Below are 21,465 nucleotides of genomic sequence, written 5' to 3'. Positions count from 1 at the left end.
GGGCGACTCCGGCCGGGGTCGCCCTCTCTCGTCGTCGCCGGTGCCGCTACTTCTTCTTCGCGCCGCGCTTCTCGCGCACCCGCACCGAGATGTGGATCGGCGTCCCGTCGAAGCTGAACTCCTCGCGCAGTCGGCGCTCGATGAAGCGCCGGTAGCCCGCCTCGATGAAGCCCGAGGCGAAGAGCACGAACCGCGGCGGCTTGGTGCCCGCCTGCGTGCCGAACAGGATGCGGGGCTGCTTGCCGCCCCGTACCGGGTGCGGATGGGCGGCGACCAGCTCACCCAGGAAGGCGTTCAGCCGGCCCGTCGGGACGCGGGTCTCCCACCCGGCCAGCGCGGTCTCGATCGCCGGGACCAGCTTCTCCATGTGCCGTCCGGTCTGCGCCGAGACGTTGACCCGCGGCGCCCACGCCACCTGGCCGAGCTCGGTCTCGATCTCCCGCTCCAGGTAGTAGCGGCGCTCCTCGTCGAGGGTGTCCCACTTGTTGTAGGCGACGACGACCGCGCGGCCCGCCTCGACGGCCATGGTGACGATCCGCTGGTCCTGGACCGAGATCGACTCGGAGGCGTCGATGAGGATGACGGCGACCTCCGCCTTCTCGACGGCGGCGGCGGTGCGCAGCGAGGCGTAGTAGTCGGCGCCCTGCTGGAGGTGGACCCGCTTGCGGATGCCCGCCGTGTCGACGAACTTCCAGGTCACGCCGCCCAGCTCGATCAGCTCGTCGACCGGGTCGCGGGTGGTGCCGGCCATCTCGTTGACGACGACGCGCTCCTCGCCCGCCACCTTGTTCAGCAGGGAGGACTTGCCGACGTTGGGACGGCCGATCAGGGCGATGCGGCGCGGGCCGCCGACGGCGGTGCCGAAGGTCTGGGCCGGGGCCTCGGGAAGGGCCTCCAGGACCTTGTCCAGCATGTCGCCGGTGCCGCGGCCGTGCAGCGCGGAGACCGGCTGGGGCTCCCCCAGACCCAGCGACCACAGGTAGGCGGCGTCGGCCTCGCCGCTCGGGCCGTCGACCTTGTTGGCGCACAGCACGACGGGCTTGCCGGCCTTGCGCAGCAGCCGCACGACCGCCTCGTCGGTGTCGGTGGCGCCGACCTTGGCGTCCACGACGAAGACGACCGCGTCGGCGGCCTCGATCGCGTACTCGGCCTGAGCGGCCACGGAGGCGTCGATACCGAGGACGTCCTGCTCCCAGCCGCCGGTGTCGACGACCTTGAAGCGGCGGCCGGCCCACTCGGCCTCGTAGGTGACGCGGTCGCGGGTGACGCCGGGCTTGTCCTCGACGACGGCCTCGCGGCGGCCGATGATCCGGTTCACCAGGGTCGACTTGCCGACATTGGGGCGGCCGACGACGGCGAGGACGGGCAGCGGGCCGTGCCCGGCTTCCTCGATCGCGCCCTCGACCTCCTCGATGTCGAAGCCCTCTTCGGTGGCCAGCTCCATGAACTGCGCGTACTCGGCATCGCCGAGCGCCCCGTGGTCCTCGCCCGAGCCCTCGGAGTGGATGTGGTCGTTCATGAAGTCCGTACCTCGTTCATCGTGGTGATCGCGGCGCACCCTGTTTCACCGGGCGGGCCACTACTCAGTGTCGCCTAGCGCCCGGTGAGGCGCCTGGCGTTTTCCAGGTGCGCGGTGAGCTGCTTCTGGATGCGTTCGGTCGCCTCGTCCAGCGCCTTGCGGGTGCGCCGTCCGCTGCCGCCCGCCCGTCGCCCACCGCCACCCGTGCCGGAGCTTCGCACCCCTTCGATTGCGTCGAAGGGGTCGCCGAAGACGACGTCGATGCGGGAGCGCAGCGGGGGCAGCGCCTTTATCAACCGTCCGGGCCGGCCGGAACTTCCCAGCACCGCGACGGGGACAATCGGGGCGCCGCTTCGGACGGCGAAGTACGCGAGCCCGGCGCGCAGCGCGGCGAAGTCGCCCTCGCCCCGGGTGCCCTCCGGGAAGATGCCCAGCACGCCGCCGTTCTCCAGGACGCCCAGCGCCTGGGTGATGGCGGCGCGGTCGGCGGTCGAGCGGTCCACCTTCAGCTGGCCGATGCCGAGCAGGAAGGGGTCCAGCGGACCGATGAACGCTTCCTTCTTGATCAGGAAGTGCGTCGGCCGGGGTGCCACGCCCATGACCATCGGACCGTCGACGTTGTGCGAGTGGTTGACAGCGTAGATCACCGGGCCGGTCGCGGGCACCCGCCAGGCGCCGAGCACGCGCGGCCGGAACAGCCCGTACATCAGGCCGACGCCGATGCGCCGCCCGATCTCGGCACCCTTCTCGGAGGGGACCGGCGGGGTGGAGGGTGCGGTCACTTCCCCGCCCGCTTCTCCTCGACGAGGGTGACGACGCACTCGATGACCTGCGCGAGGGTGAGTTCGGTGGTGTCCACCTCGACCGCGTCGTCCGCCTTGGCCAGCGGCGACGTCTTGCGGCTGGAGTCGGCGGCGTCCCGCTTGATCAGGGCCTCGCGGGTGACGTTGACGTCGGCGCCCTTGAGCTCGCCGCTGCGGCGGGCGGCGCGGGCCTCCGCCGAGGCGGTGAGGAAGATCTTCAGATCGGCGTCCGGCAGCACCGTCGTCCCGATGTCCCGGCCCTCGACCACGATGCCGAGCGGCGCCGCGGCGGCGATGGTGCGCTGCAGCTCGGTGATCCGGGTCCGCACCTCGGGGACGGCGCTGACCGCGCTGACCTTGGAGGTGACCTCCTGGGTGCGGATCGGGCCGGCCACGTCCACGCCGTCCACCGTGATGGTGGGGCCCGCCGGGTCGGTGCCGGAGAGGATCTCGGGCTTTCCGGCCGCCGCGGCGATGGCGTGCGGGTCGTCGGTGTCGATGCCGTTGTTGACCATCCACCACGTGATCGCCCGGTACTGGGCGCCGGTGTCCAGGTAGCTCAGGCCGAGCTGTGCGGCGACGGCCTTCGACGTGCTCGACTTGCCCGTGCCGGAGGGGCCGTCGATGGCGACAATCACGGCCGGGACGGTCGGGGCGGCGCCGTTTTCCACGAGGGGACACCTTCCTGGTGCGGTGCGGTGAAGGGTGTGCGGGACGCGAACGCGTCCCGCACAAGGTTACTGGCTCTCCGGGACCCCTCCGACAGGCGTATGCCCCGGGGATCACTGCCGGAGCGCCCAGCCCCTCTCCCGGAGGGCCGCCGTCAGCACCGGAGCGGCCTTCGGCTCGACCATGAGCTGCATCAGGCCGGCCTGCTGTCCGGTCGCGTGCTCGATCCGTACGTCCTCGATGTTGACCCCGGCCCGTCCCGCGTCCGCGAAGATGCGGGCCAGCTGGCCGGGCTGGTCGTCGATGAGGACCGTCACGGTCTCGTAGACCCGGGGCGCGCTGCCGTGCTTGCCCGGGACCCGCACCTGCCCGGCGTTGCCCCGCCGCAGCACCTCGGCGATGCCGGTACCGCCCGCGCGGCGCTTGTCCTCGTCGGAGGACTGCAGGGCACGCAGGGCCCGTACCGTCTCCTCCAGGTCGGCGGCGACGTCGGTGAGCAGGTCGGCGACCGGCCCGGGGTTGGCGGAGAGGATGTCGATCCACATCCGGGGGTCGGAGGCGGCGATCCGGGTCACGTCGCGGATGCCCTGTCCGCACAGCCGTACGGCGGCCTCCTCGGCGTGCTCCAGCCGGGCGGCGACCATGCTGGAGACCAGGTGGGGCATGTGCGAGACGAGGGCCACGGCGCGGTCGTGGGCGTCCGCGTCCATCACCACCGGCACCGCGCGGCAGTGCGAGACCAGCTCCAGGGCGAGGTTCAGCACCTCGGTGTCGGTGTCCCGGGTCGGGGTCAGCACCCACGGGCGGCCCTCGAAGAGGTCGCCGGTGGCGGCCAGCGGCCCGGACTTCTCACGGCCGGACATGGGGTGCGTGCCGATGTACGCGGCGAGGTCGAGCCCCCGCGCCTCCAGCTCGCGCCGGGGGCCGCCCTTGACGCTGGCCACGTCGATGTATCCGCGGGCGGCGCCGCGCCCCATGACGTCGGCGAGCACGTCGGCCACCAGGGCCGGCGGGGCGGCCACGATCGCGAGGTCGACCGGCCCGTCCGGGGCCTCGTCGGTTCCGGCGCCCAGTGCGGCGGCCGTACGGACCTGCTCGGGGTCGCGGTCGGCCAGGTGCACGGTGACGCCCCGCTGGGTCAGGGCGAGGGCGGCGGAGGTACCGATGAGACCGGTGCCGATGACGAGTGCGGTTCTCACTGGGCGATGTCCTTGCGCAGGGCCGCGGCAGCGCCGAGGTAGACGTGGGCGATCTCGGCACGGGGCCGGTCGGACTCGATGTGGGCGAGGACCCGGACGACGCGGGGCATGGCGCCCTCGATGTCCAGCTCCTGGGCGCAGATCAGCGGGACGTCGGTGATGCCGAGCTTGCGGGCCGCGGCGGCCGGGAAGTCGCTGTGCAGGTCGGGCGTGGCCGTGAACCAGATGCTGATCAGGTCGTCGCCGGTCAGGTCGTTGCGCTCCAGGACGGCGGTCAGCAGCGCCGCGACCTGCTCGTCCATGTGCCCGGCCTCGTCCCGCTCCAGTTGGACGGCGCCCCGGACCGCTCGTACCGCCACGGCGATGCTCCTTGCTGACGTGGGTAAAGGTTGTTGGTCCGTCCAGCCTAGTCAGCCCGGCGCGTGCGGGCCCGGGGCGCCCGTCTCCTGAGACGCTGGCCCCGGCCGGAACCTCCCCTCCCCCGGAGCTGCGACATGACCCACACCCCGACCCGCCGTACGGTCCTCCTCTGCACGGGCGCCGCGGCGCTCTCCGTGGGCTGCGGCGACGGAGGCGAGGACGGCGGCGGCGACTCCTCGGCCGCCTCGCCCGGTCAGGAGCTGGCGCCGACGAGCGACATCCCGGTCGGCGGCGGCAAGATCCTCGCGGACCGGAGGATCGTGGTGACCCAGCCGGAGCAGGGCGAGTTCAAGGCGTTCTCGGCGGTCTGCACCCACCAGAACTGCCTGGTGTCGGACGTGCGGGACGGCACCATCGACTGCGCCTGCCACGGCAGCAGGTTCAGCATCACCGACGGCGCGGTGGAGCAGGGCCCGGCCACGAGACCGCTGCCCGAGGAGCGGATCGCGGTGGACGGAAATACGGTCCGCCTGGCGTGAGGCGCCCGCGTACGCTCCCGGCATGCACCCCGAGACCCTGGTACGCGACCACACGATCTACGCCTGTGTCATGGGTTCGCGCGCCTTCGGTCTGGCGACGGAGGGCAGCGACACCGACCGCCGGGGCGTGTTCCTCGCCCCGACCCCCCTGTTCTGGCGCTTCGAGAAGCCGCCGACGCACGTGGAGGGACCGGCCGAGGAGCAGTTCGGCTGGGAGCTGGAGCGCTTCTGCGAGCTGGCCCTGCGCGCGAACCCGAACATCCTGGAGTGCCTGCACTCCCCACTCGTGGAGTACGCCGACGACACGGGCCGCGAACTGCTCGCCCTGCGCGAGGCGTTCCTCTCCCGCCGGGTCCACGCGACGTTCACCGGGTACGCGCACGGCCAACGCCGCAAGCTCGAAGCCGACGTGCGCACGCACGGCGCCCCGCGCTGGAAGCACGCGATGCACCTGTTGCGGCTGCTGATGTCCGCCCGCGACCTGCTGCGCACGGGCACCCTCACCATCGACGTCGGCGACCGGCGCGAGTCGCTGCTCGCCGTGAGGCGCGGCGAGGTGCCCTGGCCGGAGGTCGAGTCCCGGATGACCCGCCTGGCCGAGGAGGGCGAGGAGGCCGCGCGGCGCGGTCCGCTGCCCGAGGAACCGGACCGGCGCCGCGTCGAGGACTTCCTCGTCCGCACGCGCCGCGCCTCAGCCCTCCGGGCGGTCCAGCCGGATCCGTACGACGAAGTCGTGCGGGGCGTCGTACGAGGTGGCGGCGTCGGGCGGGGCTGACGCCGCCCGCGCCTGGTCCAGTACGCCGTGCAGCCGCTCCACGTCGGGCGCACGCGCGCGTGGTCGACGCCGGCGTCCCCGGGCTCGCGCTCCGCCTCCAGGGCGTCGATCACGGGCTCAAGCGTCCCAGAGCGCCCCGAGGGCCACCAGGTCGCCCCGGTACTCGATACGGTCCGCCCACTCGGCGGGCCAGGCGTCGGCGCCCAGGTACGCGCCCGCGAAGGCGCCCGCGAGGCACGCGATGGAGTCGGAGTCGCCCGAGGTGCAGGCACCGCGGCGCAGGGCGGTCAGCGGCTCGTCGACGAAGAGCAGGAAGCAGAGCAGCCCGGCCGCCATGGCCTCCTCGGCGATCCAGCCCTCACCGACCGCGAGGCAGGGATCGGTCTCCGGCGAGACGGTGCGCGCCGCCTGCTGGAGGCGGTCGAGTACCGCCAGGCACTCGTCCCAGCCGCGGGCGATGAAGTGCTCGGGCGTGGGGTCCTGGGCGCGGGTCCACAGGTCGCCGAGCCAGCGCTCGTGGTAGCGGGTGCGGTTGTCGTAGGCGTACGACCGCAGCAGCCCGACCAGTCCGGTCGGCTCGGCTCCCTCCGCGAGCAGCCGTACGGCGTGCGCGGTGAGGTCGGAGGCGGCGAGCGCGGTCGGGTGCCCGTGGGTGAGCGCGGACTGCAACTGGGCGGCGCCCGACCGCTGTTCGTCACTCAGGCCGGGGGCGAGTCCGACCGGGGCGACGCGCATGTTGGCGCCGCAGCCCTTGGAGTGGACCTGGCTGGCGTCCTGCCAGGGGCGGTCCGGGGTCTTGAGGAGGTCGCAGGCCCGGAGGCAGGTGTGGCCCGGAGCCCGGTTGTTCTCCGGCGACTGGTACCAGTCGACGAACTCCTCGCGTACCGGCCGTTCCATGCGCTCGGGCCCGAGCAGCCCGCGCTCCATGGCGGTCCGCAGCCCCTTCCCGAGCGCCAGCGTCATCTGGGTGTCGTCGGTGACGATCGCGGGCCGGGGCAGTTCCATCTCCCGCCAGGGGCCGCACTTGGCGAGGATCGACGGGACGTCCTCGAACTCGGTCGGGAAGCCGAGCGCGTCCCCGAGGGCGAGGCCGGTGAGGGCCCCGGTGGCGGCGCGCTTGGTGACGGTGGTCGTGGTCATGCGGGGCGTCCTTCCCGAGGGGTGCGGAGCAGCGGCGGGTGCAGGGTGGTGGCCGGACCGGCGCGGTAGAGCGCGGCCGGTTTGCCGCGGCCGCCGGTGAGGCGGGCGGCGCCCGGGACGGGTTCGACGAAGCCGGGGGTGGCGAGGACCTTGCGGCGGAAGTTGGGCCGGTCGAGGGCGGTGCCCCACACGGTCTCGTAGACCTGTTGCAGCTCGCCGAGGGTGAACTCGGCCGGACAGAAGGCGGTGGCCAGGCAGCTGTACTCCAGCTTGGCGCCGACGCGTTCCCGGGCGTCGGCCAGGATCCGGTCGTGGTCGAAGGCGAGGTCGCGGGCCTTGTCGTACGGCACCCAGCGGGCCTCGGCCGCGTCACCGCCGCCGTGCGGTTCGGGAGCGTCGGGCAGCAGGGCGGCGAACGCGACCGACACGACCCGCATCCGGGGATCGCGGCCGGGCTCGCTGTAGGTCCGCAGCTGCTCCAGGTGCGGCGCGCTCACGTCGGCCAGACCGGTCTCCTCGGCCAGCTCCCGACGGGCCGCCGCCTCCGCCGACTCGTCCGGCAGCAGGAAGCCGCCGGGCAGGGCCCAGCGGCCGGCGTACGGCTCCTGCCCCCGCTCGACGAGCAGCACGTGCAGCGCGCCCGCGCGGAGCGTGAGGACGGCGAGGTCAACGGTGACGGCGAAGGGTTCGAAGGCGTACTTGTCGTAGCCGTGCACAGGCGGCCACCCCCTTAATAGTCACTGAGACTATAAAGAGGGTGGCCGACCGTTCACAACCCTCGGGGCTAGAGCTCGACCTCCTGCATCAGCATCCCGACCTCCGTGTTGGACAGCCGGCGCAGCCAGCCCGACTTCTGGTCGCCCAGGGTGATCGGGCCGAAGGCGGTGCGCACCAGCTTGTCGACGGGGAAGCCCGCCTCCGCCAGCATCCGGCGGACGATGTGCTTGCGGCCCTCGTGGAGAGTGACCTCGACCAGGTAGTTCTTGCCGGTCTGCTCCACGACCCGGAAGTGGTCCGCGCGCGCGTACCCGTCCTCCAGCTGGATGCCGTCCTTGAGGCGCTTGCCGAGGTCGCGCGGGATCGGGCCCACGATGTGCGCGAGGTAGGTCTTCTTCACGCCGTACCGGGGGTGGGTCAGGCGGTGCGCCAGCTCACCGTGGTTGGTGAGCAGGATGACGCCCTCGGTCTCGGTGTCGAGCCGGCCGACGTGGAAGAGCCGGGTCTCGCGGTTGGTGACGTAGTCACCGAGGCACTGCCGGCCGTCCGGGTCCTCCATGGTGGAGACGACACCGGCGGGCTTGTTGAGCGAGAAGAACTGGTACGACTGCGTGGCGACGGTCAGGCCGTCGACCTTGACCTCGTCCTTCTCCGGGTCGACGCGGCGGCCCTGCTCGAGGACGATCTCGCCGTTGATCTCGACGCGCGCCTGCTCGATCAGCTCCTCGCAGGAACGCCGGGAACCGTAGCCCGCGCGCGCGAGGACCTTCTGCAGCCGCTCGCCCTCCTGCTCGGCGCCGGGGAAGGTCTTGGGGGGCTTGACGTCCTTCTTGCCCGCGTACCGCTCGCGGTTGCGCTCCTCGGCCCGTGCCTCGTACTCGCGGGACGTGGCCGGGACCGAGCGCCCCCGCTGCAGGGGCTTCTTCGGCCCGCCCTTGGCGCCGCCGCGGGCCGCCGGGCCGCGGCCCGACTTCGGGCCCTCGTGCGTGGCGCCGGGCCCCACGTCGTAGCGCCGCTCCTCGGGGCGCGGGTTCTTCGGACGGCCGCCCTGCTTGTTGTCGCGGTTGCCACCGGCACCGCGGGGGTTACCGCGGCCACCGCTGCTCCCGCCGCGGCCGCCGCTGTTGCCACCACGGCTCCCGCCGTTGTTTCCGCTGCTGTTCCTGCCGCTGCTGCTTCGCATCAAAGTTCCGTCTTGTCGTCTGCGTCCTCGGAATCCGGGGCGTCCGGATCGAACGACGGGACCCCTTCCAGTGTGTCGGCCTCGATCGCCGCCGCCTCCGGGAGGAAGGGCGCGAGCTCCGGGAGCTCGTCCAGGCCGCGCAGGCCCATCCGCTCCAGGAAGTAGTTCGTCGTCACGTACAGGATCGCACCTGTTTCGGGTTCCGTGCCCGCCTCCTCGACCAGACCCCGTTGCAGGAGGGTGCGCATCACGCCGTCGCAGTTCACGCCGCGCACGGCGGAGACGCGGCCGCGGCTGACCGGCTGGCGGTAGGCGACCACGGCGAGGGTCTCCAGCGCGGCCTGGGTGAGACGGGCGTGCTGACCGTCCAGGACGAAGCCCTCGACGGCCGCGGCGTAGGCGGGACGGCTGTAGAAGCGCCAGCCGCCCGCGATCAGGCGCAGCTCGAAGCCGCGGCCCTGGACGGTGTACTCGTCGGCCAGCTCGCGCAACGCGTCGGCGATCTGCCGCCGGGGCCGCTGGAGTATCCGGGCGAGGTGCTCCTCGGTCGCGGGCTCGTCGACGACCATGAGGACGGCTTCGAGGGCGGGCCCCAGTTCGAGGTCGGCGACGGCCCCCGGCCCGCCCAGGGCCTCCGTGGTCTCCTCACTCACGCCTTCCGCTCCTCCTCGGTCTTCTCGGGCGGCCGGTCGAACTCGTCGGTCACCACCGGCTCGGTGTCCGCGTCCCCGCCCGTCCAGCGCACCAGCAGGTCGCCGAGCGCGGTCTCCTGGTCCAGTTCGACGGCCTTCTCGCGGTACAGCTCCAGCAGGGCGAGGAAGCGGGCGACGACGGTCAGGGTGTCGTCGGTGTCCTCGACCAGCACCCGGAAACTGGCCTCACCCAGCTCCTTGAGCCGGGCGACGACGAGCCCAGCCTGCTCCTGCACGCTGACCAGGGGCGCGTGGATGTGCTCGACGTACACCTGCGGCTTGGGCTTGGGCTGCATCGCCTTGACGGCCAGCTTGGCGAAGCCCTCCGGCCCGATGCTGATGACGACCTCGGGCAGCAGCTCGGCGTGGTGGGGCTCCAGCCCGACGGCACGCGGGTAGCGCCGGGCCTCGGCTTCGAGCCGCTCGTTGAAGATCTCCGCGATCTGCTTGTACGCGCGGTACTGCAGCAGCCGCGCGAAGAGCAGGTCGCGGGCCTCCAGCAGCGCCAGGTCGGCCTCGTCCTCGACCTCGGCGGCGGGCAGCAGCCGGGCCGCCTTCAGGTCGAGCAGCGTGGCCGCGACCACCAGGAACTCGGTCGTCTCGTCGAGGTCCCAGTCCGGGCCCATCGCCCTGATGTGCGCCATGAACTCGTCGGTCACCTTGGAGAGCGCGACCTCGGTGACGTCCATCTTGTGCCGGGAGATCAACTGGAGGAGCAGATCGAACGGCCCCTCGAAGTTGGCCAGCCGCACCTTGAAGACACCGTCGCGACCGTCGTCGGGCGCGCCCTCGGGGAGCGCGTGGGGCGCCGCTCCGTCCTGAGGCGGGCGCTCGGTCCCGCCTCGCGGCAGAACCCCCGGTGCCCCCTGCGGAGCCACCGGCGCGGCGGACAGGGAACCCGCCCCCGCCGTCCCGGCCTCTCCCACCGCCCCGCCGGCCTCTGAGGCACCCTGCGCCGCGCTCTCGCGGCCCGCGGGGCCGTGCGCCGCCCCGGGGGCCTGCGGAGCGACGGCGGGCGCCTGCGGCCCGGTCCCCGGCGTGAGCCGGGACACCGCCTCGGCGGCCTCCGGTGCCACGGCGGACGGCCGCGGCGCGGCGTCCGGCCGAGGGCCCGCCACCGCTTCCGGCTCGCCACGTGTCCCGGCGTCCGGGCCGACACGCTCCGCCTCCGGCTCGGTTGCCGCACGGGAGAACTCCGGAGAGGCCGCGTCAGTCGGCGGCGGAGCCGGCGAAGCCGTGGTCTCCGACGGCTCCCCGGACGGCGCCGCCCGCATGACCGCGGGCTCGGGGGGCTCGGCGCCGGACGGCACCGCCTCGGGCGCCTGGGGCACCCCGGGGAGCGACGGCACCGGCGGAACCACCCGTGGCTGCGTCGGTCCGCGCCCCAGCGCACGCCGGCGGCCGGCGCGGGCGCCGGGGCGGGGGGCGTCGTTCGAGGTCATGGCCCCCGCAGGCTACCGCTACCGCCCGCGCAGCCGTCGTACGAGGATGCTGGCGTCCCCGCGGGTCTCCAGGTCGGCGAGGACCACGGCGACCGCCTCGCGGACGATGCGGCCGCGGTCGACGGCCAGTCCGTGCTCGCCCCGGAGCACCAGGCGGGCATGCTCCAGGTCCATCAGTTCCTCGGCGGAGACGTACACGGTGATCTTCTCGTCGTGGCGCTCCCGGCCGCTGGGCCGGCGCGAGGGGGACCGCCCGCGCTTGCGCGGCTGGGCGGCGGCAGAACCTTCCTGCGCGCCCACGCTCGGCACGGCGCCCCGCGCGGAGCGCTCCGCGCTCCGGCTGCGCGACTCGCCCGCCGAGCCCGGCTCCGCGTCCGCCGCGGCGTGCTCCGCGCCCCCGCCGTCACCGCCCTGGGCGGGCACCGACTGCGGTGCGTCCTCGGCGGCGGCCTGGTCACTCTCCCCCGCCGGCGCCGGCACCCGGGCTTCGCCGTTGGCCGGTCGCCGCGGGGAGGACGCCTGGAGCCCCATCCCCCCTGTCGTACGGAAGAGTTCGTCGGCCCCCGGCAGACTCACTCGGCGTGACACCGGGCGAGCACCTCCCTGGCGAGCTGGCGGTAGGCGGCGGCACCGACGGAGTTGGAGGCGTACGTGGTGATCGGTTCACCGGCGACCGTGGTCTCCGGGAAGCGGACCGTACGCCCGATGACCGTGTGGTAGACGTGATCGTCGAACGCCTCGACGACACGCGCGAGCACCTCACGGCTGTGCACCGTGCGCGAGTCGTACATCGTGGCGAGGATGCCGTCCAGCTCCAGGTCGGGGTTGAGCCGCTCCTGGACCTTCTCGATCGTCTCGGTCAGCAGCGCCACACCGCGCAGCGCGAAGAACTCGCACTCCAGCGGCACGATCACCTTGTGCGCGGCCGTCAGCGCGTTGACCGTGAGCAGGCCGAGCGAGGGCTGGCAGTCGATGACGATGTAGTCGTAGTCGTCCATCAGCGGCTTGAGCGCCCGCTGCAGCGTGGACTCGCGCGCGACCTCGCTCACCAGCTGCACCTCGGCCGCCGACAGGTCGATGTTGCTGGGCAGCAGGTCCATGTTGGGGACCGCGGTCTTCAGCAGCACCTCGTCGGCCGCCATGCCCCGCTCCATGAGCAGGTTGTAGACGGTGAGGTCGAGCTCCATCGGGTTGACGCCGAGACCGACCGAGAGCGCGCCCTGCGGGTCGAAGTCGACGAGCAGCACCCGGCGCCCGTACTCGGCGAGCGCGGCACCCAGGTTGATGGTCGACGTGGTCTTGCCGACGCCGCCCTTCTGGTTGCACATCGCGATGATCTTCGCGGGGCCGTGCTCGGTCAGCGGGCCCGGAATCGGGAAGTAGGGCAGCGGGCGTCCGGTCGGACCGATGCGCTCACGGCGCTGGCGGGCCGCGTCGGGCGCGAGCGTGGCGGCGTACTCGGGATCGGGCTCGTACTCCGCGTCCGGGTCGTAGAAGTGCCCCTCGGGCAGTTCGTCGTAGTCGGCGAAGTGGTTGCGGGACGCGCCACTTCCGTTGCCGGCCATGGCGTTCACGTGTTGGCCATCCATACTCATGTGTGCTGTCTGAGTTGCCTGCGGACTCTGGTGGGCTGCGAAGGTGCGTACAGCGACGGAGCCGACAGCCTCGAGACGCCCGGGGCCGTGGGCCCGTGCAGGCGTTCCTGGTTGACCACCCCCGGGAGTAAATGTCGACTCATTCACAAGTCGTCTTACCTCCTTGGTGACCAGGAAACTTCTAGACAGGTCAGCGTGGCACCATGCCGACGTTCGGCGACTCTATGGCGTGTCGGGCGTCCGCAGCAACACAATCCGCCGGACCCGGCCCGATGTGTCGGCAATGAAACATCCCTCTGTCAAGGGCGTACGGCCGTCGCACAGCAGGTTTCACCGGTGCGCGAATCGGTTGAAGCGTTACGTTCGAGGCGAGTTGGCCGAGAATCGCAAAGTGACCATACACACACCCGGCCGGACCTTGTCGGGCAAGGTCCGGCCGGGTGTGTGGGGTTGACGGCGTCTGTTGACGTATCGCCTTTTCCGGTTGGTGACTTAGCCGAGCAGGGTGGCCGGGTCGACGTACTCCAGACCGTGCGCCTCGGCGACCTCGCGGTAGACGACCTTGCCGTCATGCGTGTTGAGGCCCTTGGCCAGCGCGGGGTCACGGCGCAGCGCCTCGGCCCAGCCGCGGTCGGCCAGTTCGACGATGTACGGCAGCGTGGCGTTGGTGAGCGCGTTGGTGGAGGTGTTGGGCACCGCGCCCGGCATGTTGGCGACGCAGTAGAAGACCGAGTTGTGGACCTTGAAGGTCGGCTCGGCGTGCGTGGTGGGGTGCGAGTCCTCGAAGCAGCCGCCCTGGTCGATCGCGATGTCGACAAGAACACTTCCCGGCTTCATCCGGGAGACCAGTTCGTTGGTGACGAGCTTCGGGGCCTTGGCGCCCGGGATGAGCACCGCGCCGATGACCAGGTCGGCGTCGACGACGGCCTTCTCCAGCTCGAAGGAGTTGGACATGACGGCCTTGACCTTGGTGCCGAAGATCTTGTCGGCCTCGCGCAGCTTGTTGATGTCGCGGTCGAGCAGGGTCACGTCGAAGCCCATGCCGACGGCGATCTGGGTGGCGTTCCAGCCGGAGACGCCACCGCCGATGACGACGGCCTTGGCGGGGGTCACGCCGGGCACGCCACCGGGCAGCACGCCGCGCCCGCCGTTGGGGGCCATCAGGTGGTAGGCGCCGACCTGCGGGGCGATCCGGCCCGCGACCTCGGACATCGGGGCGAGCAGCGGCAGCGCGCGGTTCGGCAGCTCGACCGTCTCGTAGGCGATGGCGGTGGTGCCGGACTCGATGAGCGCGTCCGTGCACTCCTTGGAGGCGGCCAGGTGCAGGTAGGTGAAGAGCGTCTGGTCCTTGCGGAGGCGGTGGTACTCCTCCGCGATGGGCTCCTTGACCTTCAGCAGCAGGTCGGCGGTGGCCCAGACCTCGTCGGCGGTGTCGAGTATCCGCGCGCCGGCGGCGACGTACTCCTCGTCGGGGATCGAGGAGCCGACACCGGCGTCACGCTCGATGACGACCTGGTGACCGTGGCGCACCAGCTCGTGCACGCCGGCGGGGGTGATGGCCACCCGGAACTCGTTGTTCTTGACCTCGCGGGGGATACCGACCTTCACGTCGATCACGGTCCTTGGCTCAGAGGGTTGGGCTATATCTACACATACCCGCGCACACGTGGGCACAACGGGAGAGTCCGCAAGAACGTGCGGCAGAGCCAGTCTAATGAAGGTGTTCCCGCTGTCCAGCCTTTCAAAGCATCAATCTTCAGTCACTGCGCTGCGGATTTCGCAGGCCTCGGCGGGATCTTCCCTCAGCATGCGATCTGCTGCGCTCCGCTGCAGCCCGGCAGCGGTGGGATCGCCGAGGCGGTCGAGCGTGTCGGCCAGCCGCAGGTGCAGCGCGGCCTGGAGCCGGACGTCCTCGGCCCGGCGGGCCCAGTCGACGGCCTCCTGGCAGGTGCGCAGCGACTCCTCGGGGCGTCCCGCGTACTCCTGGACGCGGGCCAGCTCGCTCAACGCCCGCGCGTGCGCGGCCACGTCGCCCGCCTTGCGGTACCCGGCGGCCGCGGCGCGCCAGCCCCGCAGCGCCTCGCCGTAGCGGCCGGCGTAGGTGTGGGCGGTGGCGAGGCGGCCGTAGACGCGGGAGGCGTCGGCGCGCTCGTCCCGGGCGAGCCGCTGGGCCAGCGCCCTGCCGAACCAGTCCGCGGCCCGGTCGTAGTCGCCGAGTTCCAGATGGGCGCCGCCTACGGATTCCATCGCGCGGCCGGTCGCGTACGGGTCGTTCGCCTCACGACCGGCGTCCAGCGCCGCCCGGTAGCGCACCAGGGCCTCGGCGGTGCGGCCGGTACGGGCGTCCAGGTCGGCCAGGTTCAGCAGGGCCGCCGCCTTCTCCCGGGGCAGCTCGCGGCGCTCGGCCACGTCGAGGACGAGGCGGTGGATGCCGTACAGGTCGGGGGCCGCCGCCTGGGTGCCGAAGTGGGCCACCATGGTCCGCACCAGCTGGGACATCAGTCTCCGGGCGAGGGTGTCCAGCTCTCCGTCGGCGACCGCGAGCCGCGCCGCGGCCAGCAGGGCGGGCCGGCGGACGCGCAGCCAGTCGGCGGCGGCCCTCGGATGCGGGAAGCGCAGGGCGCGCGGCATGCCGAGAAGCTTTTCGCGGGCCTGCGGGCTGTCGGTCTCGGTGACCGCCCGGCAGGACTGGAGCAGCCGCACCGTCCGCTCCAGCATGCGGGCGCGGGCGAGCTGGAGCTCGGCGGGGCGGTCGTGGGTCTCGGCGAGAGCCCTCAGCAGGTCGTGCAGGCACCCGGGAACCTCGTACTCGGGCAGCGGCGAGTCGACCGCCCGCAGCACGCCGAGGGCGACGAAGTCGTCCAGGGTGGTGCGGGCGCCGTTGACCGAGCAGCCGGCGAGCGCGGACGCCGTGTGCGGGTCGACCAGGCCGGCCGGGGCGAGGGAGAGCAGCCGCAGCATCCGGGCGGCGGGGCTGGGCAGGGACGCGTAGGCGAGGCGGAAGACGCGGCTGAGGGCGGTGCCTTCGTCGCCCTCGGCGTGCACGTGCTTGGCGAGGTCGGCGACGGCCGCCTGGGGACGGGCGGCGAGCCAGCCGCCGGCCAGGGCCAGCGCGGCGGGCTGGGCCTGGCAGACCTCGACCAGCTGCTCGGCGGCCCGGGGGTCGACGGTGATGCGCACGGATCCGGTGTGCCGGGAGAGCAGCTCCACGGCCGTCTTGGTGTCCAGGCCGCCCAGCGTGCACGGGCGGACGTCGGCGATTCCGGTGAGCGGGCCCTCGGCGACGACGACGGCCAGGCACTCCGGAGTGTCCGGCAGCAGGGCGTCGACCTGCTCGGCGTCGGCCGCGTCGTCGAGCAGCAGCAGGACCTTGCGGTCGGCGAGGGCGGCGCGGAGCGCCTCGGTGAGGTCGTCCTCGTCGGCCCCCGGCGGGGCGGGGCGGTCCAGCTCGCCCAGCAGTTCCCGGGCGAGCCGCCCGACGGGCACGCGCATGCCGTCCGGTTCGCTCAGCCGGGCGCGCAGCACGCCGTCGGGGTAACCGTCCGCGACCTGGGCGGCCAGCTCCTCGGCGAGTGCGGTGCGGCCGGATCCGGGGCGGCCCGCGATCAGCAGCACGCGCGCGCGGGGGGCCTTGCGGCCGGAGAGGGTGTCCAGTCCCGCGCGCTCGATGTCGGCGCGCAGCTCCTTCAACTCCCGGGTGCGGCCCAGGAACCGACTCTCCTCAGCAGGGTCCTCCGACAGCCGTACGCCGTCCGTGTCCACCGCCTGATCCGTCACGGGCCACACTCCCGATCCCACCGCACGCCGGCGCCCGCCGGAACCCCGGTTCGGGCGTTTGCAGAGCCTAGTTCACGCTCTGCTACGTTCCCTGCGGAGCGCGGCGGGCACATCCCCCGATCGGATCAACCGATGGTCACACCACGACGGGCGAGAGGGTTCCTCAGGCCTCGAACGGACGCGCCGGCCACGGCGCCTCCGCCGGGCGGAGCGCGTCGAGCCCGTCCCCCCGCTCCGCCGCGACCAGCGAGAGCACGCCCACGACCAGGCAGTTGTTGTGCAGCTCGCCCGCGAGCACACCCCGGACCAGGTCCGCCACGGGCACCCGGGCCAGTTCCATGTCGGCCTCTTCGTCCTCGACCTCGAAGCGCTCCCCCTCGGCCTCCGACAGGTTCCGGGCGAGGAAGATCCGTACGGCCTCGTCGCAGCCGCCGGGGGTGGTGTAGACGTCGGTCAGCACCCGCCAGTCCTCGGCCTTGACGTGCGCCTCCTCGTACAGCTCGCGCTGCGCGGCGTGCAGCGGGTTCTCGCCGGGGACGTCGAGCAGACCGGCCGGGATCTCCCACAGCTTCTCGCGCACGGGGTGCCGGTACTGCCGGATGACCAGGACCCGCCCCTCGTCGTCCACGGCGAGGACGGCCACGGAGCCGGGGTGGACCTGGTAGTCGCGGGTCACCACGGAGCCGTCGGGCATGACCACGTCGTCCGTGCGGACGGAGGTCTTCTTGCCCCGGAAGGGGGTCTCGGTGCCCCGGACCTCCCACTCCTCGGGGATGTCCTTGATCGTGCTGCCCGTCATGCCTGACCTGCCCTTCCAGACGTACGCGAAAAGCCGGGGCCCGCGCGTTTGAATGCGCGCGCCCCGGCCACCGTACAACTGGTGTGTTACTTCGACGTCTTCCGCTCGACCGCGGCCTTGACCAGCCCGGCGAAGAGCGGGTGCGGGCGGGTCGGGCGCGAGCGCAGCTCCGGGTGCGCCTGCGTGGCGACCAGGTAGGGGTGGACGTCACGGGGGTACTCGACGTACTCGACGAGCTTGCCGTCCGGGGAGGTGCCCGAGAAGAGGATGCCGGCCTTCTTCTCCAGCTCCGCGCGGTAGGTGTTGTTCACCTCGTAGCGGTGACGGTGCCGCTCCTCGACGTACTCCTTGCCGTCGTAGACCTCACGCACGATGGAGCCCTCGGCCAGCTTCGCCGGGTACATGCCGAGCCGCATCGTGCCGCCCATGTCGCCCTCGCCGGCCACGATGTCCAGCTGCTCGGCCATGGTCGAGATGACCGGGTGCGAGGTGGCCGGGTCGAACTCGGTGGAGTTGGCGTCCGTGATGCCGGCCAGGTTCCGCGCGGCCTCGACCACGATGCACTGCAGGCCCAGGCAGAGGCCCAGCAGCGGGATCTTGTTCTCGCGGGCGTAGCGGATCGCGCCGACCTTGCCGAGCACGCCCCGGTCGCCGAAGCCGCCCGGGATGCAGATGGCGTCCACGTCACCGAGCTGCGCCTTGGCGCCGGCCGCCGTCTTGCAGTCGTCGGACGTGACCCACTTGATCTTCACGCGGGCCTTGTTGGCGAAGCCGCCCGCACGCAGCGCCTCGGTCACCGACAGGTAGGCGTCGGGCAGGTCGATGTACTTGCCGACCAGCGCCATGGTGATCTCGTGCTCGGGCTTGTGGACGCGGTCGAGCAGGTCGTCCCAGGTCGTCCAGTCCACGTCGCGGAACGGCAGGTCCATCTTGCGGACGACGTAGGCGTCCAGGCCCTCGGCGTGGATGACCTTGGGGATGTCGTAGATCGAGCGGGCGTCGGGGCAGGCCACCACGGCGGCCTCGTCGACGTCGCACATCAGGGAGATCTTGCGCTTGATCGCGGTCGGCACCTCGCGGTCGCAGCGCAGCACGATCGCGTCCGGCTGGATACCGATGTTGCGCAGCGCCGCGACCGAGTGCTGGGTCGGCTTCGTCTTCAGCTCACCCGAGGGGCCGATGTACGGCAGGAGCGAGATGTGGACGACGAAGACGTTGTCGCGGCCGACCTCGTGCCGGACCTGACGGACGGTCTCCAGGAACGGCAGCGACTCGATGTCGCCGACCGTGCCGCCGACCTCGGTGATCACGACGTCCACCTCGTCCGTCGCCATGCGGCGGATGCGGTGCTTGATCTCGTTGGTGATGTGCGGGATGACCTGCACCGTGTCGCCCAGGTACTCGCCGCGCCGCTCCTTGGCGATCACCGTCGAGTACACCTGGCCGGTGGTGACGTTCGCGGAGCCGTCGAGGTCGCGGTCGAGGAAACGCTCGTAGTGGCCGATGTCCAGGTCGGTCTCGGCGCCGTCGTTGGTGACGAACACCTCACCGTGCTGGAAGGGGTTCATCGTGCCAGGGTCGACATTGAGGTACGGGTCGAGCTTCTGCATCACGACGCGCAGACCCCGTGCCTTGAGCAGCATGCCGAGGCTGGAGGCGGTCAGCCCCTTGCCGAGCGAGGAGGCGACACCCCCGGTGACGAAGATGTGCTTGGTCGTCGAGGCTGTGCTGTTTCGAAAAACGGCGGGCGGCATGGCCAAGAGGGGGCTCCCGTGGTCGCGATCTGGGGTGCGGTGCGCTCGTCGTGCCACCCGTTGTTCCCGGGTTGCCGTCGGCGGCGCCGTCGCTGCGGTTCCGGGGTTTTTCTCCCACCGGTCCACGGGCTACCAGCGTATCAGCGCCTCGGGGCGGTGGCTTCCGGCCACCCTCCGCGTACGCCCGGACACCCAGGCGCGCGGCTCACCGTTTCCTCACCCGATGGTCACCCGTTCGGCGGACCCGGGTTGCCCGGAGCGGCACACAGATCATCTACGTGCGTCGTATCCTGCTCGGACGTTCGCTGCCGAGCCAGCCCGGCGACACGGCACCACCCCTCGCCCGTCAGCACCGGAACAACGAGAGCTCGTCAGTTCGTTGAGCAACAATTGTCGTTTGCGGCACAGCGTTTGGCTTCACGGCCGGACGGCTGCTTTGCTTCATGGCTCAACGACGCATGACACACATCCCCTGACACACACCCCTGACCCCACCCTTGACCGCACTAGCGACCGCCCCCACGCGGGGTGACGTGGCCGTTCGACTGGAGTTGCACGTGGCCGGGCGCATCGAAGACTACGCACTCATCGGAGACATGCAGACCGCCGCCCTGGTCTGCCGGGACGGCACAGTCGACTGGCTGTGCCTGCCCCGCTTCGACTCGCATGCCATCTTCGCCGGTCTGCTGGGCACCGGGGAACACGGCTTCTGGCGGCTCGGACCCGCCTACGCCCCCGGCGCCGAACCGCCCACCGCGGCCCGGCGGACCTACCGCGGCGACTCGCTGATCCTGGAATCCGAGTGGGACACCCCGCGCGGCACGGTCCGGGTGACCGATTTCATGCCGCCGCGCGACGGCGCGCCGCAGGTGATCCGGATCGTGGAGGGTGTCTCCGGCCGGGTGCCGATGCGCTCGGAGCTGCGGATGCGGTTCAGCTACGGCCGCGTGGTCCCGTGGGTGCACAAGCACGAGGGCCGCACGGTGGCCGTCGCGGGCCCCGACTCCGTGTGGTTCGACACAGAGGCCGAGACCTACGGCAAGGCGCTCACCACGTACGCGGACTTCACCGTCTCGCCGGGTGAGCGGATCGCCTTCACCATCTCCTGGGAGCCCTCGCACAAGGAGCCGCCGGCGCTGCCGGAGCCCGAGCAGTCGCTGGAGGCCACCGAGGACTTCTGGCGCGGCTGGGTCGAGCACTGCACGTACCACGGCCCCTACCGCGAAGCCGTGGTCCGCTCCCTGATCACCCTGAAGGCCCTCACCTACGCCCCCACCGGCGGCATCGTCGCCGCGCCCACCACCTCCCTGCCGGAGGACATCGGCGGCGTCCGCAACTGGGACTACCGCTACACCTGGCTGCGCGACGCGGCGATCACCCTGTCCTCGCTGCTGCGCACCGGCTACCGCGAGGAGGCCCGCGCCTGGCGCGAGTGGCTGCTGCGCGCGGTCGCCGGCGACCCGGAGAACCTGCAGATCATGTACGGCATCGCCGGCGAGCGCGAGCTGGGCGAGGCGGAGCTGGACTGGCTGCCCGGCTACGAGAACTCCACCCCGGTCCGGGTCGGCAACGGCGCCGCGCACCAGCTCCAGCTGGACGTCTACGGCGAGGTCACCGAGGCCCTGCACCTGGCCCACATGACGGGCCTGTCCCGCAACGACTACGCCTCGCTGCTCCAGCTCAAGCTGATCCGCTACCTGGAGGACCACTGGCAGGAGCCGGACGAGGGCATCTGGGAGGTGCGCGGCCCGCGCCGGCACTTCGTGCACTCCAAGGTGATGGCCTGGGTCGCCGTCGACCGCACGATCAAGCTGATCGAGTCCGGCGACGCCGACGGCCCCCTGGAGCGCTGGAAGCAGCTGCGCGACGACATCCACCGGGACGTGTGCGAGAAGGGCTACGACAAGGAACGCAACACCTTCACGCAGTCCTACGGCTCCCAGGAGCTGGACGCCTCGCTGCTGCTGATCCCGCAGATGGGCTTCCTGCCGCCGGACGACAAGCGGGTCATCGGCACCATCGAGGCCATCCAGCGTGAGCTGTCCACGTCGGACGGCTTCATCCTGCGCTACCCGACGGAGGGCGGCAGCGAGGGCGTCGACGGCCTGCCCGGCGACGAGGGCGCCTTCCTGGCCTGCTCGTTCTGGATGGCCGACGACCTGGCGATGATCGGCCGGGTGGACGAGGCGCGGAAGCTCTTCGAGAAGCTCCTCTCCCTCCGCAACGACCTGGGCCTCCTGGCCGAGGAATGGGACCCCCGCCTCCAACGCCAGGTCGGCAACTTCCCCCAGGCCTTCAGCCACGTCCCGCTGATCGACACGGCACTGAGGCTGACGGCGAGCGGGGCGTACGGGGGCTGACGCACAGCGGACTGCCCGCAGCCGCTCAGCTGCGGGCAGTCGTGCGCCGCCGCCGCGGGCAGTCGCCGCACGCGGGCGGTCGCCCCTTCAGTCGCCCCTCCCCCAGTGCCTGAACGGCCTGGGAGGCCCCAGGGCGGCACGG

19 protein-coding genes are annotated in these 21,465 nt (G+C 72.1%); 3 read left to right on the top strand and 16 right to left on the bottom strand.

Annotation, left to right across the window (positions count from 1 at the left end; translation table 11 throughout):
* Nucleotides 1-46: 46 nt before the first annotated feature.
* From der to aroH, 5 genes are all read right to left on the bottom strand, one after another.
* A complete protein-coding gene (gene der / locus ACIQ6R_RS24755; protein ID WP_404223488.1) occupies nt 47-1,519 on the bottom strand; it encodes a ribosome biogenesis GTPase Der in 1,473 nt (490 codons plus the stop codon).
* Nucleotides 1,520-1,593: 74 nt separating this feature from the next.
* On the bottom strand, nt 1,594-2,301 hold the full coding sequence (locus ACIQ6R_RS24750) for a lysophospholipid acyltransferase family protein (protein ID WP_404223486.1): 708 nt from the start codon (nt 2,299-2,301) through the stop codon (nt 1,594-1,596).
* Complete coding sequence (gene cmk / locus ACIQ6R_RS24745; RefSeq protein ID WP_121746118.1) at nt 2,298-2,993, bottom strand: (d)CMP kinase; 696 nt, start codon at nt 2,991-2,993, stop codon at nt 2,298-2,300. Before cmk ends, ACIQ6R_RS24750 begins: the two co-directional genes overlap by 4 nt.
* Before the next feature lie 111 nt (nt 2,994-3,104).
* Nucleotides 3,105-4,190 carry a prephenate dehydrogenase gene (locus ACIQ6R_RS24740; protein WP_404223484.1) on the bottom strand — a complete coding sequence of 362 codons (1,086 nt, stop codon included), beginning with the start codon at nt 4,188-4,190 and terminating at the stop codon, nt 3,105-3,107.
* Nucleotides 4,187-4,549: a chorismate mutase gene (gene aroH / locus ACIQ6R_RS24735; protein WP_121746120.1), complete on the bottom strand. Its 363-nt coding sequence runs from the start codon at nt 4,547-4,549 to the stop codon at nt 4,187-4,189. Before aroH ends, ACIQ6R_RS24740 begins: the two co-directional genes overlap by 4 nt.
* 135 nt (nt 4,550-4,684) lie before the next feature.
* On the opposite strand from aroH, the gene ACIQ6R_RS24730 reads away from it, so the two are divergent.
* Nucleotides 4,685-5,089 (top strand): Rieske (2Fe-2S) protein, encoded by a 405-nt coding sequence (locus tag ACIQ6R_RS24730; protein WP_404223482.1) that lies wholly within the window; start codon nt 4,685-4,687, stop codon nt 5,087-5,089.
* A gap of 22 nt (nt 5,090-5,111) precedes the next feature.
* Complete coding sequence (locus tag ACIQ6R_RS24725; RefSeq protein ID WP_404223480.1) at nt 5,112-5,864, top strand: DNA polymerase beta superfamily protein; 753 nt, start codon at nt 5,112-5,114, stop codon at nt 5,862-5,864.
* A gap of 117 nt (nt 5,865-5,981) precedes the next feature.
* Here the strand turns inward: ACIQ6R_RS24725 and ACIQ6R_RS24720 are convergent, their stop codons facing one another.
* The 11 genes from ACIQ6R_RS24720 to ACIQ6R_RS24670 all read right to left on the bottom strand — a co-directional run bounded on the left by ACIQ6R_RS24720 (nt 5,982) and on the right by ACIQ6R_RS24670 (nt 18,963).
* Complete coding sequence (locus ACIQ6R_RS24720) at nt 5,982-7,004, bottom strand: ADP-ribosylglycohydrolase family protein (protein ID WP_404223478.1); 1,023 nt, start codon at nt 7,002-7,004, stop codon at nt 5,982-5,984.
* Nucleotides 7,001-7,720 carry an NUDIX domain-containing protein gene (locus ACIQ6R_RS24715; protein WP_404223476.1) on the bottom strand — a complete coding sequence of 240 codons (720 nt, stop codon included), beginning with the start codon at nt 7,718-7,720 and terminating at the stop codon, nt 7,001-7,003. Before ACIQ6R_RS24715 ends, ACIQ6R_RS24720 begins: the two co-directional genes overlap by 4 nt.
* A gap of 68 nt (nt 7,721-7,788) precedes the next feature.
* Entirely contained in the window at nt 7,789-8,904 is a 1,116-nt protein-coding gene (locus tag ACIQ6R_RS24710) for a pseudouridine synthase (protein WP_404180064.1), read from the bottom strand.
* The gene (gene scpB, locus ACIQ6R_RS24705; RefSeq protein ID WP_404223474.1) at nt 8,904-9,557 is read right to left on the bottom strand and encodes an SMC-Scp complex subunit ScpB; all 654 of its coding nucleotides are present in this window, start codon (nt 9,555-9,557) and stop codon (nt 8,904-8,906) included. The genes ACIQ6R_RS24710 and scpB overlap by 1 nt, the downstream gene beginning before the upstream one ends.
* Complete coding sequence (locus ACIQ6R_RS24700; protein WP_404223847.1) at nt 9,554-10,714, bottom strand: segregation/condensation protein A; 1,161 nt, start codon at nt 10,712-10,714, stop codon at nt 9,554-9,556. Before ACIQ6R_RS24700 ends, scpB begins: the two co-directional genes overlap by 4 nt.
* A 342-nt stretch (nt 10,715-11,056) precedes the next feature.
* Complete coding sequence (locus ACIQ6R_RS24695; protein ID WP_404223472.1) at nt 11,057-11,569, bottom strand: hypothetical protein; 513 nt, start codon at nt 11,567-11,569, stop codon at nt 11,057-11,059.
* A 41-nt stretch (nt 11,570-11,610) separates the two neighbouring features.
* A complete protein-coding gene (locus ACIQ6R_RS24690; protein ID WP_079160517.1) occupies nt 11,611-12,633 on the bottom strand; it encodes a ParA family protein in 1,023 nt (340 codons plus the stop codon).
* A 492-nt stretch (nt 12,634-13,125) separates the two neighbouring features.
* Nucleotides 13,126-14,250 carry an alanine dehydrogenase gene (gene ald / locus ACIQ6R_RS24685; protein ID WP_404223470.1) on the bottom strand — a complete coding sequence of 375 codons (1,125 nt, stop codon included), beginning with the start codon at nt 14,248-14,250 and terminating at the stop codon, nt 13,126-13,128.
* Nucleotides 14,251-14,382: 132 nt separating this feature from the next.
* On the bottom strand, nt 14,383-16,410 hold the full coding sequence (locus ACIQ6R_RS24680; RefSeq protein ID WP_404223468.1) for a tetratricopeptide repeat protein: 2,028 nt from the start codon (nt 16,408-16,410) through the stop codon (nt 14,383-14,385).
* Between the two features lie 163 nt (nt 16,411-16,573).
* Nucleotides 16,574-17,209: an NUDIX domain-containing protein gene (locus tag ACIQ6R_RS24675; protein WP_404223467.1), complete on the bottom strand. Its 636-nt coding sequence runs from the start codon at nt 17,207-17,209 to the stop codon at nt 16,574-16,576.
* A gap of 86 nt (nt 17,210-17,295) precedes the next feature.
* On the bottom strand, nt 17,296-18,963 hold the full coding sequence (locus tag ACIQ6R_RS24670; RefSeq protein ID WP_404223465.1) for a CTP synthase: 1,668 nt from the start codon (nt 18,961-18,963) through the stop codon (nt 17,296-17,298).
* 557 nt (nt 18,964-19,520) lie between these two features.
* Here ACIQ6R_RS24670 and ACIQ6R_RS24665 point away from each other — a divergent pair.
* A complete protein-coding gene (locus ACIQ6R_RS24665; RefSeq protein ID WP_404223846.1) occupies nt 19,521-21,323 on the top strand; it encodes a glycoside hydrolase family 15 protein in 1,803 nt (600 codons plus the stop codon).
* Nucleotides 21,324-21,465: the final 142 nt, after the last annotated feature.

Origin of the sequence: Streptomyces sp. NPDC096048 (assembly GCF_044763415.1) — a bacterium.
Taxonomy (GTDB): domain Bacteria; phylum Actinomycetota; class Actinomycetes; order Streptomycetales; family Streptomycetaceae; genus Streptomyces.
Note: the sequence above shows the minus strand (reverse complement) of the source record. Positions and strands in the feature narration are given on the sequence as shown.

Excerpts from the sequence above, each read along its gene's own strand:
- der (WP_404223488.1), bottom strand. The coding sequence starts at position 1,519 with ATGAACGACCACATCCACTCCGAGGGCTCGGGCGAGGACCACGGGGCG.
- ACIQ6R_RS24730 (WP_404223482.1), top strand. The coding sequence starts at position 4,685 with ATGACCCACACCCCGACCCGCCGTACGGTCCTCCTCTGCACGGGCGCC.
- ACIQ6R_RS24725 (WP_404223480.1), top strand. The coding sequence starts at position 5,112 with ATGCACCCCGAGACCCTGGTACGCGACCACACGATCTACGCCTGTGTC.
- ACIQ6R_RS24720 (WP_404223478.1), bottom strand. The coding sequence starts at position 7,004 with ATGACCACGACCACCGTCACCAAGCGCGCCGCCACCGGGGCCCTCACC.
- ACIQ6R_RS24710 (WP_404180064.1), bottom strand. The coding sequence starts at position 8,904 with ATGCGAAGCAGCAGCGGCAGGAACAGCAGCGGAAACAACGGCGGGAGC.
- ACIQ6R_RS24695 (WP_404223472.1), bottom strand. The coding sequence starts at position 11,569 with ATGGGGCTCCAGGCGTCCTCCCCGCGGCGACCGGCCAACGGCGAAGCC.
- ACIQ6R_RS24690 (WP_079160517.1), bottom strand. The coding sequence starts at position 12,633 with ATGAGTATGGATGGCCAACACGTGAACGCCATGGCCGGCAACGGAAGT.
- ACIQ6R_RS24675 (WP_404223467.1), bottom strand. The coding sequence starts at position 17,209 with ATGACGGGCAGCACGATCAAGGACATCCCCGAGGAGTGGGAGGTCCGG.
- ACIQ6R_RS24670 (WP_404223465.1), bottom strand. The coding sequence starts at position 18,963 with ATGCCGCCCGCCGTTTTTCGAAACAGCACAGCCTCGACGACCAAGCAC.